The following is a 16641-nucleotide window of genomic DNA, read 5'->3' on the forward strand; positions in this document are numbered from 1 at the left end:
CACGCCGCCAGCGTTCGTCCTGAGCCAGGATCAAACTCTCCGTTAAAGTTAAGTTTGAACTGCTCATATCTTTTGACAAGGTATTGCTACCTCATTCACAAACGTTGCTCGTTGTTCAGTTTTCAAAGAACTTGTATTTCTATTTAAGCAGCTAATGTCTTGTGTCATCAGCGCTTAATTATTATATCCAATCGACATTTTCTTGTCAACAACTTTTTTTGAAGTTGTTTTTGTTGTTTCTTTCAACAAGTTTCGTGTCGAAGTGACAAGAAATAATTTATCATATATTGACCTATACTTGCAACAAGAAAAATATTACATTTATATAAAGTGATGAAGAGCGGTATATAATATGCCACCCTTCATCCTTATTACCTGTTAGCCGCTGTCATTCTATCTGTTTCGTTCACTGTAGCTCTTCGCCTCCGGAAATCAGAGCACCGTCCTTAATCGTGACGATCCGATCACATAAGTCGAGTACACGTTCATCGTGGGTGACCATTACAGCAGCCTTTTGTCTAGATTTCACTTCGGCAGCGAGCATCTCCACTACTGCTCTGCCCCGCTTGGAATCAAGGCTCGCTGTTGGTTCATCTGCTAGTATAAGATTAGCGTCATTCATCATCGCTCGTGCGATCGCAACACGCTGCCGCTCTCCGCCAGACAACTTATCCGGATAGTGATGCATGCGATGCACCATATCCACTTCTTTCAGCAGTTCCACCGCTCTATCATTCGCAATCTGGTCACTGCATTTCGCCAGCTTCGCCACTAGACGTAGTTGGTCAATTACCGTTAGATAAGGCACTAGATTAGAGGATTGAAACACAAACCCGATATGCTCTAACCGAACACGATTAAGCTTTCCCGGAGATACAGCAGTAACATCTGTGCCTCCAATCATAACGCGGCCGCTCGTTGGAGTAAGCAGTGCACCTGCAATGGAGAGAAACGTACTTTTCCCCGAGCCCGATGGGCCTACAACCGCCACAAACTCACCTTTACCCACACGAAGCGATACTTGGTTAAGAGCCGTTACTACCGTGTCCCCTTCCCCATAGCTTTTGCTCACTTGATCCATTACGAGTATATCTGTCATCTACTCCACCCTCCCAATCGCTTCTATGGCATCTACCTTCGCAATTCGACGAAGTGACAATAACGCGCCTACGATGGAGACCCCGATAAGCAGTGCCGAGTATGGCGCAAGTACACCTACTCCCAATTCAAACGGCATCGTATCCGGGAACATAGAGGTCATCCCGAAGGTTAACCCAATACTGAGTGCAACCGACACAATCGCAAGCAGTGTCACCTGACCTATTAGATCGGTGGCTAGGTAGGAGGTGCTCGCGCCAATCGCCTTAAGAACGCCGAACTGATTCGTTTTTTGCAACGTAATAACATAGAAGAACACGGCTTGAACAAACGCCGCTATCACTACTAAGAAGGACAGCATCATGGAAAGCGAACTCTGTTCTTCCTTATATCCCGGAATCCCCTTCAGCGCTTCCTGCTTCGTTGCGATCTGAATTCCTTCTACTTTATCAGTAAGAGTCTGTTTGATTGTTCCATCTCCCGTAACCGCTACTGCATTTAGATTCGGCATTCGCTGGTCAAGGGAAGTCATAAGCGAATTCAATCCCTCCATGTCCATAAAGACGACCGGCATATGACTTATCGACTGATGCTCCGCAAAACCTACTACATTCAAAACTGCGTCAGTATCTTTAATATGAAGCGTATCTCCCAGCTTAATGCCCTTCGCCTTAAGCGATGCATCCACTACAACCTCATGATTCCCGCTTCCGGACAATGATCTCCCTTCCGTAACCTTCGGCATAAGAATGCTGTTATGTTCAATGGCGAACAGCGCTACATCTACTTTCTTGTCCGCCTGGTCTGACGCCACTGTTAACATCGTCTGAATAAGTGGAGCTGCAGCCGTTACCCCCTCTTGTGCTCTGATCTCATCAAGCTTCTCCTCTTTCAGCGAGGAACGATTCAATTTATTATCGCTATCTGCTTGGAAGACAAGATAGTCTGCATTCATTTCCTTAATGGCTGATGTTGTTGCAGCTGATAGACCATTCGCAAGCCCTGATACGATAAACGTCAAACAAGCAACCAGCACCATAATGAGTCCAATCAGCATAAATCTCGATTTGGCATGCTTCATTTCTCGAATCGCCAAGAACATCTCTCTTTCACTCCTATCTACTACAGAATATGAATTCAAAGGCAGCAGCCTACCGCATAGCAAGCCTCTCTTCTGCTTCGGTATCCGCTTCACGGGCTAACCGAAATTCTCTGTAAACATGTTCTTATTGTAGATAGGCTTCATGAACCGAATATGAACATCCGATTACAGTTCGACTTATATAGAAGGAAGAATTAAAGTTATCAGCGTGTTCGACATCTGATCATTATTGAATGGGGAAAGCAATAATAGTTCTTATGAAGGAACAAGTTCACCGTGGATACGGAGCACAAATTTTCATTGTCCAAGTGAAGAGGCAATCGTTTGCCTACAAAAAAAGAGCAAGTATTCACCCCATGATGAGATAAATACCCGCTCCTATTCTTGTAGCAATTATAGCAATTACATTGTTACATTCAATTCGATACGAGCTGCACTCTCTGGAAGCTTCACACGAAGCTCCTGACGTGCTGCATCATAGCTCCAACCAGACGCTTGCTTAGCCAACTGCTCAGCAGATACGGATTCGCCGAGTTCGCCAACGCTCTTCGGAGCAGATGCAAGACCGATCAGGCGGAAACAGATGCTATCGCGCTCGGACTCATAGCCACGTGTTGTATATTCCGCAGACAACAGGATTGACTGTTCGAACTCTGTAACTTGGATCAGCACTTTGTTCCATTTGCCGTTCTCGTATTCGAACGTCAAGCCGTCATCCTCATACCACTCCAATTGAGAAGTATGGCCTGCACCTTGCAAGTAAGCGACTGCTGCCACATACTCTTCTGCAGCCTTCTCGCCTGCATGCTGACGTACTGGGCCTTGCAACAGAATAGCTCCTGAACGAACGAAGATCGGAAGCTTATCAAGCGGTGCATGCACATGAATATGCTGCTTGCCTGCAAAGCGCTCCCCGCTCCAGTAGTCCACCCACTCGCCTTCTGGCAAATATACGGAACGGTATTGTGTATTTGGACGATAAATTGGCGCGATGATAACCGAATCACCAACCAAGAACTGATCGCACAGGTTGTATACCTCAGGATCTGTCGGGTATTCCAGTACAAGCGGACGCATGAATGGAAGACCTGTTGTAGAAGCTTCATAGAACCAGTGGTACAGGTAAGGCATCCATTCGTAGCGCATCGAAATGTACTGCTGGCAGATCTTCTCGATTTCTTCACCGAACGACCATGGCTCCTGACGAAGCATATCGATCGCACTATGGTTGCGGACATATGGGAAGAATACGCCCATTTGCGTCCAGCGAGCAAGCAATTCGCCGCTAGTATGGTGTGCAAATCCACCGATATCTGGACCTGCAAACGGAACACCGGATACACCCAGGTTCAATACCATTGGCATTGCCATAGACATATGCTCCCAGAAGCTGCGGTTGTCGCCTGTCCATACGGCTGCATAGCGCTGCACACCGCTGTAGCCTGCACGTGTCAAGACGAACGGACGCTTGCCTTCAAGCAACGCCTTCAAGCCTTCGTAGCTTGCTTGGGACATGAACATGCCGTACAGATTGTGAATTTCACCATGCGTCTTGCGGTCGCCTTCATTTGTATGAATGACGTTCACGTCCATCGTCTTCGTTTCATTGAAGATTGCTGGCTCGTTCATGTCGTTCCAGATGCCGTCGATGCCAAGATCGGTATAGAAGCTCTGCTTCTCCTTCCACCAGTCACGCACGCGTGATTCCGTGAAGTCTGGGAATGCACTCTCTCCAGGCCATACTGGCCCTGTGTAGATTTCACCTTCCGCTGTCTTACAATAATAGTCGTTGTCGACACCTTCCATATATACCGCGTACAACGGATCCTTCTTCACGCCTGGATCGACGATCGGCACGATGTGGAAGCCAAGCTCCTTGAGCTGATCCATCATGTCCTTCGGATTCGGGAAACGATTCTCATCGAATGTGAAGACACGATATCCGTTCATATAGTGAATGTCGAGATGGATAACATCACATGGAATTTCCTTCTCACGGAACGTATGAGCCAAGCTCAATACTTCCTGCTCATCCATGTAGCTGTAACGGGATTGGTGATAGCCAAGTGCCCATTTTGGCGGCAGTGGCATACGTCCTGTCAAATCACCGTAGCGGATAATAACATCCTTCATCGATGGCCCTTCGATCCAATACAAATCAAATTCGCCTGTCGATGTTTGCATCATCGCCATATCGGCAAACGTACGCATATCGAATACGGTTTTGCCCGGGTTATCCAAGAACAAGCCATAGCTGTTGCCTTGGTTCAATACTGTTAGGAATGGAATGGATTGATACAATGCTTCCATTTCCGGTACATGCGGCGCATATACATCGGAGTTCCACATCGTATAGCGCTCGCCGCGCTTGTCGAGGAAGCCCGTTTTCTCACCTAGTCCGTAAATATGGTCGTCCTTGTCCAGGGCAACAAATGCCGTATAGTCGCCCACGGATTCACGGTTGCGCTGCAGGCTGACCAACTCTACATTTGGCTGGCTCTCGTTGCTAATGCGAAATGCACCAGATTGACGATTTACTTCGAGAAGCGTATTGCCAATTGTAATAGAAACAAGCTCCTCCGTAGTAGACCACTTCATCGTTTGTGGAATACGACTGTCCTTGTTCACGATTGCCGGGGACGTCTTCCAGTCCGGCTGATGTCCTCTATATGTCTTGATGCGGATTACTCCGGCACCAACTGAAGTGATTGCGAGATTGAAGTATTTACCGACTAGCCATAACGAACCATCTTGCTCAGCAACACGAGAGATCGCTCCTAGCTGTACACCTGTCTGTGTATGTGTCTGTTCACTTGCATTGTCCGGATGTATAGCTGCACTAGTATCTTGCATGATAATCCCTCCGCTGTTCTACCCTAGAATTTGTATCGTCCGCTTTTTGATCATGAGATCATTTACGATGCAACCGGGCATCGAGTCTTGCATTTACTCATGGAGTTCATGCAACCTTCCCAATGATGAAAAGCGGACTTTCTTTCTGCCTAAGTTAAAACCTTCATTTCCCTCTGCACATATCGCAGCTCATCAGCCCTTGCTTGCACCTGCTGTCAAGCCTTCCACGAGGAAGCGCTGCAGGAACAAGTACAGCAGTGCAATTGGAACTGCGATCAATACCGCACCAGCGGCAAACATCGTAAAGTTCGTCGATGCATTATTGACCATGTCCCACAGTCCAATCGCCAGTGTGTAGTTCTCTTTGGAGCGAAGGACGAGACGGGCGAAGATAAAGTCACCCCATGCGCCGGCAAATGTCATCAGCCCTACGTACGTAATCATCGGCTTCGATAATGGCAGCATGATTTTACGGAATACAATCCAGTGCGTCGCACCATCGATGCGAGCGGATTCCTCCAAGCTCTTCGGAATCGTATCGAAGAAGCCTTTGACAACAAATGCCCCTAGCGGCGCACCCGCTGAATATACGAGAATCAACGCGAAATGCGTATCAAGCAAGTTCAATTGCATCAGCAAAATGTAAATCGCAATCATACTCATGAAACCTGGGAACATCCCCAGTACAAGCATCCCAGACATGAGGTTTTTACGGCCATAGAACCGGAACCGAGATAATGCGTATGCCGTCATGACGACGAGAATGACACCGAAGATCATATTGAAGGTTGCAATCTTCAATGTATTCAAGTACCACAGTCCATATTGATATTCCTTAGAAGTAAACAAGCTTACGTAATGTTCAAAAGTCGGATTGCTTGGAATGAGCGAATCACTGAACAGCGAGGTACCCGGACGAATGGATGACATAACGATCCAAATTGTCGGATACAGGACGCATACTGCAATTGCAATAAGCAGCAAATAACTGAAGGACAGACGAATAAGCGACTTTTTCTTAGCTCCTGTACTCATTGGATCATGTCCTCCTCTTTGAATGATTTCGTCCGGCGGTAACTCCAGATCGACAGAGATGCAACAATAATAAAGATGATAATACCGATCGCTGCTGCGATGTTGTACTTGTTGTTATCGAGTGTCAGCTTATATAACCACGTAACAAGCAAGTCGGTGCTTCCCGCGTACTGGTACTCACCATTTGGCGGGTTACCGTTCGTCAGCAAGAAAATAACGTTAAAGTTGTTAATATTACCTGCGAACTGACCAATCAAAATTGGTGCTGTTGAATACAGAATCATCGGCATCGTAATGGCCTTGAACTTATGCCATGCAGTTGCTCCATCTACCTCAGCCGCTTCATACATATCTTTAGGAATGGTTGTCAAGATCCCGATAACAAGTACCATCGTAACCGGAATACCTACCCACATGTTGACAATCAATACCGTTACTTTCGCCCAGAAAGGATCAGAGAGCCATGGAAGCTTACCTAAGCCGAAGTAGCTCAAGTATTGGTTGATCGGCCCAAATTCTCCGTTAAACATGTTCTTCATAATCAAGAACGACAACATTTGTGGAATTGCGTATGGGATGATGAAGATTGTGCGCCACATGGTCTTCATTTTCACACCCGGTTGTTGAATCAAGAGTGCGACCAGAATACCGCCGAAGTAGCAAGTAACGGTAGCAAGTATTGCCCAAATGATGGTCCATGTCAGTACGCCATAGAACGTGCCGCTCCATGTACCAAGCTGTAGAAGATCAACAAAGTTCTGGAATCCAACCCAGCTGACCAGATTTTTCGGTGGAACATGATCCGGTGCAGAATAGTTCGTAAAGGCAAGCAAAATCATAAAGATGATCGGCATGATCGTAAAGAACAATACCGCTGTTGCTGGCAGTGCCAGGAACAAGTAAGCAAACTTCGTTTCTTTGACATATGCCAAACTTTCAAGGAAGTTATTCGGTTTCTTGCCTTCTTCCCGCAGCTTCCCAACTGCTTTCGCGTCTTTGACGACGAGTACGTATATCCAGATGAAGATAAACAAGACAAGAAGTGTGATTAATCCGGTAATGAGCAAATGAATAGAATGGTCACCATGTACGGGTTTGTACACTCTCCCGACCTTAACCATTTGGGATGTTTGTGTTCCGAGCGTGTATATTCCCCATATCGCTCGCGGCAAATAGTTAATCAGGTAAAATAGTCCGACTGCTTCAAGCAGCATCAGCAAAATACCTTTGAGGTACTGACGATTAAAGAGTTGCCCCAATCCCCAGAACAGAGCAGACAACACAGCTGCCTTCTTGCCTGTGCCAGGCGAAGCTTTCATTGGCGACGGCTCTTGCGAAGGACTATTCGTATGGTTTGCGGTTGTCGACACCGATTGTGTAGTGCTCATATCGCCTTTCTCCTTTCCTACTCTCCAATAGCTATCCAATAAGTATGCATGGTAGGCATGTATCTAGGAGGTCTGTCTAACAAACAGCCCGGGCAAGCGTTATTCACTCCCCGGGCCACTTGTGTTACTCCTTACTTGATCGCATCTTTTATTTGTTTAACGGCGTTATCAAGCGCTGCCTTAGGATCTTTGCCTTTATTCAAAATGTCTGCCAAGCCTGCGGCCATTGGGCTCCACACGTTACCCATCTCAGGGATAACCGGCATTGGGTAGGAGTTCTTGAATTGCTCAAGTACAGCTACTGTGAATGGATCGCTTGTTACTTTTGGATCTGCTGCTGCTTCTTTATTAGAAGGAACAAGACCGTTCAATTCGTAGCTCTTCAATTGAGCTTCCTTCGTGGAAGCGAACTCTGCGAACAATTTCGCTGCATTTGGATATTTCGTGTAAGAGTTAACATACCAAGCTTTTACACCAGAGAATGTTTTGGACGGTTGGCCGTCAATGCTAGGAATTGGAGCTGCACCCAGGTTAATGCCTGTTTTCTTCAAGTCTTGGATTGCCCAAGGCCCATCGACGTTCATTGCCAATTGGCCGTTCGCGAACAAACCTTTCTTAACATCGCCTGTTACGTCAGACGTCGTAAGTGGAAGCACTTGCTTCGCAAAGTTTTGCAGGAACTGAGCACCCTTCAATGCGCCTTCGTTGTTCAAGCCAACGTCTGTCTTGTCAGTGCCTTCTTTACCGAATACATATCCTCCCGTGGAAGCGAGGAACAAGTAGTCATAGTAGAAGTTTCCGATTTCCCACATGTACGTATATTTTTTATTTTTCAAGTCATTCATTTTCTTCGAAAGCTCACTTACTTCTTCCATTGACTTAGGTGCTTCTGGAACAAGATCCTTGTTGTAGAACATGATGAGTGTTTCTACGGAACGCGGATAGCCGTACAGCATTCCGTCGTAGCTTGTTGCGTTGATTGCCAATTCAGAGTTTTGTGCACGCGTTTGCTCTTCAAAGTAATCGTTCGGCAAAAGAAGTCCGGCTGTAACTGCCTTACCCAAGTTATCGTGTGGGAATACGACTACGTCTGCCCCGATACCAGCTGGTCCATCATTCATCAGCTTGTTTACTTGGTCAGGTGCTGCTACTTCTTCGTATTTCACGTCAACATTGTACTTCTCTTTGAATTGCTTCGCGATTTCTTCCATAAACGTGCGAGATTCTTTACTTTCCCATACGAGAAGGGATGCGCCCTCTTCCGGCTTCAGCTCTTCGTCGCCTGCACCGTTATTCGCTGTTTCCTCATTCGTCGTTGAGTTGTTGTTCGCAGAGGAGGAATCTTTCCCGCCTGTGGAACATGCTGTGATTGTAAAGACCATCATGACTGACAACAACATTGCTACCCATTTCTTCATGTTAGAAATAGCCCCTTTCAATTCTGGTACAGGATCTGCATGGACAATGCGCAAAGGTGAAGGATAATGCTGTATTTCAAAGCAATTGCGCTATATTTATGCAAACCTTTGCACAATGAAGTAAAAAAAATGATTCCTTGCTAGATATAGTGTTGTAAACGGTTACCTTCAAATCGAATTATACACACTGTGCCTAGGTATGTAAAGCGTTTGCATAAAACTTTTTTTTGCATTATACTTTGGGACATCAACGGAATATTTTCCATTATTAAGTGAGGTTTCGATTATGGCAGTAACCATTATAGATGTAGCTGAGAAAGCCGGCGTGTCTCCATCTACGGTATCGCGTGTTATTTCCAATGACTCTCGTATCAGTCAGAAGACAAGCCGTAAAGTACGTAAAATCATGGATGAACTCGGATATCACCCAAACGTGATGGCGAAAAGTCTTGTTACGAAAACCACGAATAATATTGGCGTTATCCTCCCCCGCCCTGCGGATGAGTTGTTCCAAAACCAATTCTTCTCCGAAATTATTCGAGGGATTGTGAGTAAAGCTGCGGCATGCCATTACGATGTATTGATGACCTCAGCAACAAATGAAGAGGAAGAAATTAAAGCAGTCGAGAGACTTGTACATGGCCGCAAGGTAGATGGAATTATCCTATTGACTGCACATAAGGAAGATCCGAGCATCACTTTCTTGCATGAAAAGAAGTTCCCATTCGTGCTTGTCGGACGCAGTGAGCATTATGCCGATGTTACTTCTGTCGATAACGATAATATTGCAGCATCACAAGCCATTACACGTCATTTGATCGAACTTGGGCATAAACGAATCGCGTTCGTCAGCGGCCCATTCGAACTGACCGTATCAAAGGATCGTCTGGATGGCTACAGTAAAGCTTTGTTAGAGGCCGGCATTCCATTTGATAACGATTATACATTTGAAGGCGCATTCACTCCGGAATCCGCGGGTCAGATTACAGAAAAGCTCCTTCAGCTGGAGCAGCGACCTACTGCGATTATCGCCATCGACGACGTAGTCGCATTCGGCATTATCCGTACGCTCTGGAACAACGGGCTGCGTGTTCCTGAAGATTTCAGTGTCGTGGGCTTCAATAATACGCTATTGGCTGAAATGTGCTTGCCGCAAATCTCTAGTGTAGATATCGGTACGCATCAGATGGGTCAATCTACGGTGCAAGCTCTTGTACAGCGTATTAAGGGCGATGGTTTCGACCAAGCCCGGATTCTTATCCCTCATCAAATTATTTGGAGAGATTCTGTGCAAACGCCTGCATCAGAATAGTTTGTATGAACGATTGTTTAGTAGATCTATGAGTAATTCTGTGAATAGTGCTGTCCGTAGTGCTGTCTGTAGTGCTGTCTGTAGTGCTGTCTGTAGTGCTGTCTGTAGTTGTTCGAGCGGTTGCTGTTGCTTTAGGTTGTGAACATATGTGTAATTGAATCAATCGGATCAACTCTATAGTTTGGAATACATCGATATAGCCTGCAACGAGGAGAATGATCTCATGTCCATATCTAGCAAGTGGATGAATTGTTTACGAACGGCATGTCTCGTTTCGGCTGTTTCTCTCGTATTTGCAGGATGCCAGTCGCAGGCGACTGCTCCTTCTGAGGATATGACCGTACAGGACAATAAGTCTACCGAAGCTGCTTTGGGGACAGTTACAAGCAAGTTGAAACTGGCTGATGCGTTGACGCCGATGGGGACAAGCAATGGGGTCTACTATGAAATTTTCGTTCGCTCCTTCTACGACACGAACGGAGACGGAATCGGTGACTTAAATGGCGTTACGGCGAAGCTTGATTATTTGCAGGAACTCGGGGTTAAGCACCTCTGGTTGATGCCAATTAATCCTTCCCCGTCTTATCATGGTTATGATGTAACGGACTATTACGGAATCAATCCGGATTACGGAACGATGAACGACTTTAAGCGTCTGCTTGCAGAGGCCCATAAGCGAGACATCAAGATTGTGATGGATTTCGTGGTCAATCATACGAGCAGCGAGCATCCGTGGTTCAAGGAATCAATGAAAGGCAAAGACAATCCAAAACGTGATTGGTATATGTGGGCCGAGGATTTGAAGCTTGATCCAGCAATAAGAGGCGCTTGGGGGCAGCAGGCTTGGCATGAGAGAGACGGAAAGCATTATCTCGGTGTCTTCTGGGAAGGCATGCCCGATCTGCATATGGACAATGCTGAAGTACGAGCCGAGATCAAAAAAGCAGCACAATTCTGGCTGAAGCTCGGTGTAGATGGCTTCCGATTGGATGCAGCCAAGCATGTATATGAGGACTTTTACAATACGAGTCAGAATCCAGATGTCGTGCAGAACAATCAAAAATGGTGGCAGGAATTCCGCCAAGCTGTTCAAGAGGTAAATCCTGAAGCCTATCTCGTTGGCGAGGTATGGGATTCTCCAGCGGTTATTGGACCCTTCCTTAAGGATGGACTGCACTCCGCATTCAACTTCGATATGGCGAAGCGGATGATTTCGATGGTGCAGGATGAGAAGGATTCCGATATCGGTTCGATGATGAGCCGTATCTATACGTTTTACAGTAATCAGTCAGACGGCAAGTTCGTCGATGCTCCATTCCTGACAAATCATGATCAGAATCGGGTCATGAGCGAGCTTCAAGGCAATGTGAATCATGCCAAGATGGCTGCTTCCGTACTGCTGACACTGCCAGGCAATCCATTTATTTATTATGGTGAAGAAATCGGCATGCTAGGCTTGAAGCCTGACGAACGCCTACGTGAGCCAATGAAATGGACGGCAGATGAGAAAAGTGCAGGGATGACTACATGGGAGCCCGCTTCTTCAAATAAAACGGTGACTCCTATAGAGCAGCAGATGAAGGATCCAAGTTCACTGTGGAATCATTACAAAAAGCTGATTGCGTATCGCAATTCGGATAAGGCGCTGCAGCAAGGCGGCATTCAATCGTATAAAACGAACACCTCTGAAGTAGCCGGCTATTACCGTGCAACGAAGGAAGATGCGCGTCTTGTGCTCCACAACTTGTCCGGCAAGGAGCAACAGATACAGTTGTCAGCGGACACGGCTGCTGTACTGGAGACATTGGTGTTCTCTAGTGTGGACGGCGCTGCTCTGAAGGATGGAGCTTGTACACTTCCGCCATACAGTACGATCGTGTTAGCGCCATAGACATTTGGAGTTTACAGGCTTCTGGTGAAATGGAGTGCAGTTCTAGCGATGGAGATGTCTTTCTGTTTCGGCTAGGTTAGCTATGAAAAGCTATTCGCTTATTTTATTCATATTGTTAATTGTTAATGATGTTCTGATTAATACGACCATGTTAAGGGAGGACTTTAGATGTTACTCGAAGCTATTTATCACCGTCCGAAGCAAAACTGGGCTTATGCGTATGACCGTAAAACCATTCATGTGCGCATCCGTACGAAGAAAAATGATGTTGAGCGTGCTGCCGTTTATTTTGTGGACAAGTTCGATTGCGAAGGCGGTATTGGTAGAGCGGATATCGTTCCGATGACATGTTTGTATCAGGATGAGCTGTTCGACTATTGGCAAGCAGAGGTTGTCCCTCCTTTCCGTCGCTTGGCCTATGCCATTAAGCTGGAGTCCGGTACTGAGCATGTATGGATGACTGAGCGCGGATTCCAAGAGGAAGATCCTGTTCCTGCCCATCGCTGGTTCGAGTATCCGTTCTTGAATCCAGCAGATATCTTCACTCCCCCAACATGGGTAAAGGATGCGGTATTCTATCAGATCTTCCCTGAGCGCTTTGCGAACGGTGATAAGAGCAATGATCCCGAAAGTGTGCTGCCATGGGGCGGAGAGCCAAAGCCGGATAATTACTTCGGCGGGGATTTGCAAGGGGTTATTGATCACCTAGATCATTTGGAGAAGCTGGGCATAACAGCGATTTATTTTACCCCAATATTTGAAGCGACTACGAACCATAAGTATGATACGAAAAATTACATGCAGGTCGACCCTCATTTCGGCTCAAACGAGAAGTTGAAAGAGTTAGTTGAATCCTGCCATAGCCGAGGTATTCGCGTTCTTCTTGATGCGGTGTTCAATCATAGTGGTTATGCGTTCGAACCTTATCGGGATGTGCTCGAAAAGGGAGATCAGTCCGCTTACAAAGACTGGTTCCATGTTCGCCAGTTCCCATTAGAGGTTGTGGACGGGATTCCAACATTCGATACGTTCGCATTTACACCTATGATGCCGAAGCTGAATACGGAAAATCCGGAAGTGAAAAAGTATTTGCTCGAAGTTGCACGCTATTGGATCGAAGAAGTGGGCATCGATGGCTGGAGATTGGACGTAGCCAACGAGGTCGATCACCAGTTCTGGCGTGAATTCCGGCAAACGGTGAAGGCTGTGAATCCAGATGCCTATATTCTCGGCGAGATGTTCCATGAAGGCATGATGTGGCTGCAGGGTGATCAGTTCGATGCGGTTATGAACTATCCGTTCACGTATGCAATGCATGATTTCTTCGCGGAGGAAAAGGTAGACGGCTTGCAGTTCTCGCAGGCGATCCAACATCAGTTAGCGAGCTATCCACAGCAAGCGAACGAAGTGATGTTCAATCTGCTCGACAGCCATGATACGACTCGACTGCTTACGCTGTGCGGCGGCGACAAGCGCAAAATGAAATTGGCTGCCTTGTTCCAACTGACGTTCCTCGGTACGCCGTGCATCTATTATGGTGATGAAGTAGGCTTGGATGGCGGACATGATCCAGGCTGCCGCAAATGCATGGAATGGGATGAAACGAAACAAGACCAAGATCTGCTGAGCTTCTATCAGGGCGCAATTGCGCTTCGTCACGCCAATGCTGCGCTTCGTACGGGAAGCTTCCGCTTTGTTCATGCCTTGGAGAGCGACCGAGTAATTGCGTATGAGCGTGCTGATGAGAACGGACGCTGGTTGTTCCTGTTGAATGCATATGAGGAGAAACGCACAGTGAATGTAGCAGCCTTCGATGGCTGTGAAGGAAATTGGACGGACGTTGAGCTGGTCAGCGGTGAAACTGGCCGTGATAAGGTGCAAGGTTCTAACACGGGGTTGCAAGTTGGGGTAGACGGCATGGGATGGCGGATTTTGAAGCTTGAGAGATAATGTTCGTATGTAGAGAATGGATCTTCTTGTGAAAGCTAGAAGTCTAGTTGATTGAGTATGGAATGTTTATTCTTGCTCTGCTTACCTACTTAAAGAAAAAAGTAGACCGCCCTCTCGCAAAGGAATGCGGTCTACTCCTGTAGATTTACTCACTTCGATAAAGCTAGCCGCTCATTCAGCGGTTATTGTGGGAAGAAGGTCGCAGTTACCGCTGCGATCTTCTTTTTATTATATCCAAATTTGAGCATACATAGTCTTACTGTTCAATGATGCGATTGCTTAATCAGCCGTTAGAAAGCAACTGTACGGGTGCAATACATGTCGTTTGTGAGACACATATCATTGATGATGTATCGATATAGTCACTAATACAGTCAGAGATGTAGTCATTTATACGAATACTGATGCTGTTACTACAGCAGTTTTTAATACAATTGATATTGCAATTGCACTCCCTGGTTTAATCTCTGACATATCTACTCATTAGCTTATACTTCGGTCATTTCTTACCCTTTACATCGATTACTCTCCGGAACTTCCTGTGCCAAGCGCCTCGTTCAACAACCTGATCAGCTCATTTTCATCAGTAATGACTGGGATACCAAGTTGCTCAGCTTTGGCGAGCTTACTGCCTGCCTTCTCCCCTGCGATAACCAGATCGGTCTTCTTCGATACGCTGCCTGTTACTTTCGCACCGCATGCTTCCAGCTTGGCAGTCGCCTCATCACGCGTCAGCAATTGCAGGGAGCCTGTTAATACGACTGTTTTGCCATAAAACATCGAATCTGTATTTACCTCAGCCGGCTTCTCAGCGGATTGCGGCTTCACACCCAGCTCCAACATGCGGTCGATGCTTGCACGGTTAATCGGATCCGCGAAATACGTTACGATACTGTCTGCTACAATCGCCCCGACATCCTGAATCGCCACAAGTTCCTCTTCAGAAGCCTGCATGATGTTGTCCAGCGTGCCGAAATGCTCAGCTAATGCCTTTGTCGTTGTTTTGCCCGTATTCGGAATTCCGAGCGCGAACAAGAAGGCCGGCAAATCACGTGTTTTACTCTTCTCAAGTGCTGCCAATAAGTTGCTCGCCTTTTTCTCTCCGAATCGATTCAAGCCAACCAATTGATCAAGTGTAAGTGCAAACAGGTCGGACGGCTCATGTACATTCAATTCATCGTGCAACTGCTCGGCAGTCATGACGCTGAATGTTTCGATGTCCATCGCATCTCGCGAAGCAAAGTGCGCCAGACGTGCTACGATTTGCGGCTTGCAGTTCAGCTTGTTATTGCAGAACAAGTGAGCACCCCGCATCTCAAGCGTGTAACCGCAAGACGGGCATTCCGTCGGATAAACGATTTCTTCGCCGCCTTCCTCATCAGGAACACGTCCAAGAATCTCTGGAATGACGTCGTTCGATCGACGAATAAAAACGCGTGCGCCAAGCGCATGTTTCAAGTTTTTCCGTTCGATATCACCAATGTTGTTCAGTGTGCAGTTCTGTACCGTTACACCAGCCAGCTCAACAGCTTCAACTCGGGCTACTGGCGTAATCTTGCCGGTACGTCCGACTTCCCAGCTTACCGATTCGAGCACGGTTGTCGTTTCTTCCGCCTCGAACTTGAAGGCTACCGCCCAACGCGGGAACTTATCCGTGTATCCGAGCACCTCGCGGGTACGCATATCGGTCAGCTTGACGACAGCTCCATCAATTAAGTAATCAAGGGATGGGCGTTGTTCCTGAATCTGATGAAGTTCCTCACGAACCTGCTCAATCGTATCGAAGTACGTAACATACGGGTTCACCTTGAATTGATTGTCCTTCAAAAACTGCATCATTTCCTGATGGTTATCGAAGGCAACCCCATCGGCATAGCCCACGTTATAGAAAAAGGCACTCAGCTTCCGCAGTGCTGTCACCTGAGGATTCAAGTTACGAAGCGCTCCAGCTGCTGCGTTGCGAGCATTTTTGAGCGGCTCTGCTGCCGTTTCATTATAAGCCTCAAGCACGGACAGGTTCATAATGCCTTCACCTTGAACTTCGATCGTCCCTTCCTTGAAAGGAATAGACAGAGGCACGGAACGGATCGTCTTCACCTGTGGCAATATCCCCTCGCCAATGACACCATTTCCACGTGTGGAGGCCTGAACCAGCAGTCCATCCGTGTAAGTCAAATTAAGCGTCAAGCCATCAAACTTCAGCTCCACGACATAAGATGGATCCGGCAGCGGCTCCTCGTTCGGATGCTTCGTGTTATAATCCTGGATCAGCTTCAGCACACGCTGGTTCCAAGCGAACAAATCCTCTTCATCCTGCGCTTTGTCCAAGCTCCATAGACGGGATAGATGGCGATGCGGCTCAAACCCCTTGAGCAGATCGCCCCCAACCCGCTGGGTAGGAGAGTCGGGCAATACGATGCCTGTCTCTTTCTCCAATGCTACCAATTCATCATAAAGCTTATCGTATTCTTTGTCCGAAACGACAGGATTGTCCAGCGTATAATAATGGTGATTGTATCGATGTAATTCCGCCACGAGTTGTTCCATGCGGGTTTGCGCATTCGCATTTGTCAAAGAGGTGGCTCCTTCCTCAT

10 protein-coding genes are annotated in these 16641 nt (G+C 46.9%); 3 read left to right on the top strand and 7 right to left on the bottom strand.

The genetic code is table 11. From position 1 onward, the window contains the following. Positions 1-406 precede the first annotated feature (406 nt). The 6 genes from ABN764_RS06435 to ABN764_RS06460 all read right to left on the bottom strand — a co-directional run bounded on the left by ABN764_RS06435 (position 407) and on the right by ABN764_RS06460 (position 8894). A complete protein-coding gene (locus ABN764_RS06435) occupies positions 407-1099 on the bottom strand; it encodes an ABC transporter ATP-binding protein (RefSeq protein ID WP_446671349.1) in 693 nt (230 codons plus the stop codon). Beyond that, positions 1100-2200, bottom strand: a complete 1101-nt coding sequence (locus ABN764_RS06440; RefSeq protein ID WP_446671350.1) for an ABC transporter permease — start codon at positions 2198-2200, stop codon at positions 1100-1102. A 402-nt stretch (positions 2201-2602) separates the two neighbouring features. Beyond that, on the bottom strand, positions 2603-5053 hold the full coding sequence (locus ABN764_RS06445) for a glycoside hydrolase family 31 protein (RefSeq protein ID WP_446671351.1): 2451 nt from the start codon (positions 5051-5053) through the stop codon (positions 2603-2605). 192 nt (positions 5054-5245) lie between these two features. After that, the gene (locus tag ABN764_RS06450) at positions 5246-6088 is read right to left on the bottom strand and encodes a sugar ABC transporter permease (RefSeq protein ID WP_021257055.1); all 843 of its coding nucleotides are present in this window, start codon (positions 6086-6088) and stop codon (positions 5246-5248) included. Further along, positions 6085-7407, bottom strand: coding sequence for a carbohydrate ABC transporter permease (locus ABN764_RS06455; protein ID WP_028533447.1), 1323 nt, complete (start codon positions 7405-7407; stop codon positions 6085-6087). The genes ABN764_RS06450 and ABN764_RS06455 overlap by 4 nt, the downstream gene beginning before the upstream one ends. Before the next feature lie 200 nt (positions 7408-7607). Further along, on the bottom strand, positions 7608-8894 hold the full coding sequence (locus tag ABN764_RS06460) for a sugar ABC transporter substrate-binding protein (RefSeq protein WP_446671352.1): 1287 nt from the start codon (positions 8892-8894) through the stop codon (positions 7608-7610). A gap of 286 nt (positions 8895-9180) precedes the next feature. On the opposite strand from ABN764_RS06460, the gene ABN764_RS06465 reads away from it, so the two are divergent. From ABN764_RS06465 to ABN764_RS06475, 3 genes are all read left to right on the top strand, one after another. Further along, positions 9181-10206 (top strand): LacI family DNA-binding transcriptional regulator, encoded by a 1026-nt coding sequence (locus ABN764_RS06465; RefSeq protein WP_174809873.1) that lies wholly within the window; start codon positions 9181-9183, stop codon positions 10204-10206. 223 nt (positions 10207-10429) lie between these two features. Next, a complete protein-coding gene (locus ABN764_RS06470; protein ID WP_446671353.1) occupies positions 10430-12097 on the top strand; it encodes an alpha-amylase family glycosyl hydrolase in 1668 nt (555 codons plus the stop codon). A 168-nt stretch (positions 12098-12265) separates the two neighbouring features. Continuing rightward, a complete protein-coding gene (locus tag ABN764_RS06475) occupies positions 12266-14047 on the top strand; it encodes an alpha-glycosidase (protein WP_268624004.1) in 1782 nt (593 codons plus the stop codon). A gap of 522 nt (positions 14048-14569) precedes the next feature. Here the strand turns inward: ABN764_RS06475 and ligA are convergent. Further along, positions 14570-16621 (bottom strand): NAD-dependent DNA ligase LigA, encoded by a 2052-nt coding sequence (ligA, locus tag ABN764_RS06480; protein ID WP_512699555.1) that lies wholly within the window; start codon positions 16619-16621, stop codon positions 14570-14572. Positions 16622-16641 lie beyond the last annotated feature (20 nt).

The organism is Paenibacillus wuxiensis (genome assembly GCF_040195695.1).
Lineage (GTDB): Bacteria > Bacillota > Bacilli > Paenibacillales > Paenibacillaceae > Paenibacillus_B > Paenibacillus_B suaedae.